Source organism: Trichlorobacter sp. (genome assembly GCF_030247655.1).
Lineage (GTDB): Bacteria > Desulfobacterota > Desulfuromonadia > Geobacterales > Pseudopelobacteraceae > Trichlorobacter.
The window spans coordinates 1-3,483 of record NZ_JAOTRZ010000271.1 but is presented as its reverse complement, the minus strand read 5'-3'; the positions used below and the strand labels follow the sequence as shown (position 1 = coordinate 3,483).

Below are 3,483 nucleotides of genomic sequence, written 5' to 3'. Positions count from 1 at the left end.
CATCAACCCTGACTAGTCTTGAACCACCACAACGCTCAAAACTTTGCTCCGTCAATATGCGCAGGAGTTCTCCCTGCGCCCTTAAAGAAAGCTCTTGGATCTCATCAAGAAACAGGGTACCACCATCTGCAAGGTCCAGACGCCCACGTTTTTGGCTCGTTGCACCAGCATACGCACCACGTTCATGGCCGAACAGCTCATCTGCCAGCAACTGCTCAGGTACAGCCATGCAATTGATGGAGACAAACGGCTTATCACGACGGGGACTGTAATGGTGGATGGCCCGTGCCACCAGTTCTTTACCCACCCCTTCCTCCCCCTGAATCAGTACCGGGGTTGAAGCAGGCGCAATCCGCTGAATCTGTCCACGCAAGATCTCTAAAACGGCAGAAGAACCAACCATTTCATGCTCTTTCTGTACGGATTGGCGCAATGCCTCATTTTCCTTACGCAGTTCCTTAAAATTAAGGGCATTGGCAATGGTAATCAGCACCTTATCCAGAGAAAAAGGCTTTTCAATAAAATCAAAAGCACCCATTCTGGTTGCCTTTACTGCTGTCTCAATCGTTCCATGCCCTGACATCATAACCACGGTCAGATCTGGAAAAAGATTTCTGATCCGGTCAAGGGTTTGAATACCATCCATACCCGGCATCCAGATATCAAGCAGCACCAAATCAGGAACCTCCTCACGTATCAAATCAAGGGCATCAGCACCGTTTTCAGCGTTTAAGACCTGATAGCCTTCATCTTCAAGAATTCCCCCGAGTGAAATTCTGATGGTTTCCTCATCATCAACAACCAGGATCAATTTAGACATGCGCCCTCCGATGTGGTCTAGGCGACCGGTAGTTCAATAACAAAACAGGCACCGCTCGGGGAGTTATCTCGAACCCGAACAAAACCATTATGATCAGATACAATACTGGTAACAATGGCAAGCCCTAATCCTGTACCACCTTTTTTTGTGGAAAAATACGGTTCGAACAGACGTGATTTAACTTCAGCAGATATTCCTGGACCATCATCAGCCACACTACACGAAACCATTTTCAGCTCTGCATCATAGGAGGTTGTGATAACCACTGTGCCCTTATTGTCCATAGCAGCAACAGCATTTTCGAGCAGATTGATCAAGACTCGTTTAATCTGATCACGATCTATTTTTACAGTGGGAAGCTTTTGATCCGAAACAAACTGATAGACAACCTCACGATGCGCCTGCTCATAAAGCGTCAAGGTTTCACGCACAAGGTCATTCAAATTGTTATCAGCTGGTTGGACTGCCGGCATCCTGGCAAAATTAGAAAACTCATTCACAAGAACTTTCAACTCATCCACCGCACGGCTAATCATAGCGGTGCATTCATCAAAAACCTTACCATCCTCATCGCCGGAAAAGCGATCAAGATACCGCTTCCTCAAACGCTGTGCAGACAGTTGAATCGGTGTGAGTGGGTTCTTGATTTCATGGGCAATTCTACGTGCCACCTCACGCCAGGCAGCCATCCGCTGGCCTTTAACCATCTGAGTCAAGTCATCCAAAACCAACACCGATCCGAGGAATTCACCTTGCTCATCACGCAGCATACTCAGATTCATCTGAAGCACATATCGCTCACCACGCATCTCTAGCGTAATCTGACGGCTAATCGTGTCATGACGAGTTAGAGCCATATCCCTAAGTGCATCACGCACAATCTCCAGATGCGCCTCACGCATTACCTCACGGGAATTACGTCCAAGCACCTTATGTGTATTGATATGCAGCAACCTCTCTGCGGAAGTATTAATGGTGGTAATCAGACCATCGCGGTCAACTGATATTACTCCTGCGGCCACATTACGCAGTACAATCTCCATGTATCGTCTACGGGATTCAATCTCAAGGTTAATCCTCGTAAGTTCACTATTTGTTGAACTCAAGACCTCACGCTGTGTTCGCAGATCCTGAATCATCGTATTGAAAGATCCCACTAACATACCTATTTCATCAGGCCCCTCCGCATCAATAACCACATCCAGATCACCGTCTGCAACCGCACGTGTACCGTCAACAAGTGCTTGAATTGGTTTAGTCATACTATTAGCCAAGTAAATACCAATCCAGAAAGCAAGAAACACAATGACAGAGGCTATCAAAAAGAGAACCAACAAATATCCGGTAGTAATGGGATTTTTGAGTATTTTCAAACGACGGAATTCCTGGTATGAATCTGAAATCTGGCGCATCTTACTGACCAGAGAGTGGGGTACATAATAATTAACCACCACCACACCAACAACATCACGTGCATTGTAGGTTGAGTATATGGGGACGATACCACGTATTAGATCTGCCTTACCTACTGAGTTAACCTTCGTAAGCTCACGCCCAGCCAATGCCTGATTGATATCTTCTGAGGTGGGACTGGTTAAATCACCTAACGGTACATCTGGGTTAGAGGCACGAATAAGCTCTTCCCGCTGCGAAGAAAACACTTCAACGATGCCTAAATTATATTCCTTTTGCTTTTCACGAATTACACTCTTCATCCGAGGAAGACTATCTTCATTCAACAAACGTTCACGTTTTATGGTTTCACTCAGACGACGTGCATAAAACAGGGCATTACTGGCAGATGTTTTATAGTAGGTCTGAGCAACCTCCAGGGATTCACTCAAAGATGTTTCCACCTGGACATTGAACCAGTTTTGGACACTGTTACTGATAAAGCTTGCTGAGGCAAAAAACAGCAGCATAGTGGGAACAAGTGACAGACCAACGAACGAAATTACCAGCTTTGTTCTAAGACGTGTTGCCAGAACATTGCCTCGGCTTTCAACCAGAAGTTTGACAATATTACGACTAATAAGATAGACAAGAAGAACTACGAGCAAAACGATGACATTGATCATGCCAAAAATAACTACGTTACTTGATAGAGGTGCTTTTGAACTGATCTGGGTCAACCTGATTTCAATTCCTGTCAGTAGCACAATAAGCAGCACTGACAGCACGATTACAAGTCCTTCTCTAGTTCTCTTTTTGCGCTCTTCAACTGATAGCACGACCAGTCCCCTCCGACAAATACTTGAAACTTTGATTTGAGAGATTACCACACCGGATGCAGCTTGAAAACCGTATTCAGACTGGTATACTTATCACTGTGAGCGTCAACTTTTAATCGGGAGTGTCGATGAAAATTACGGATAAAAATAATATTCGGGATCTGCGAAAAGGACTGCAAACGACACCTTCAAAGAGTGGGGGCGCGGGGCTTTTTTCATTATTTTCATCTGAGCTGCAATCAAAACAATACGAAGTTGATCACTACAAACAAAGCATTGATGAACTTAAAACATCTCTTGACTCTGCAGGACAAACTCTGGAGCAAGAACCAACCATAAATAATTTCAAGAAATTCAGAGAATTGCTCAGCAAACTTGCAAAACAGGTTTCAAATGAGGCCTACCGCCTTGGAAAAGTCGGCGGCACACCGA

3 protein-coding genes are annotated in these 3,483 nt (G+C 45.0%); 1 reads left to right on the top strand and 2 read right to left on the bottom strand.

Annotated elements, in window-relative coordinates; genetic code table 11:
• Together OEL57_RS15415 and OEL57_RS15410 are read right to left on the bottom strand one after the other, a co-directional pair.
• On the bottom strand, positions 1-820 hold an 820-nt coding region (locus tag OEL57_RS15415; protein ID WP_300741683.1), incomplete at its 3' end, for a sigma-54-dependent transcriptional regulator.
• Between the two features lie 17 nt (positions 821-837).
• Positions 838-3,051: a sensor histidine kinase gene (locus OEL57_RS15410; protein WP_300741681.1), complete on the bottom strand. Its 2,214-nt coding sequence runs from the start codon at positions 3,049-3,051 to the stop codon at positions 838-840.
• Between the two features lie 128 nt (positions 3,052-3,179).
• Here OEL57_RS15410 and OEL57_RS15405 point away from each other — a divergent pair.
• On the top strand, positions 3,180-3,483 hold a 304-nt coding region (locus tag OEL57_RS15405; RefSeq protein WP_300741680.1), incomplete at its 3' end, for a DUF327 family protein.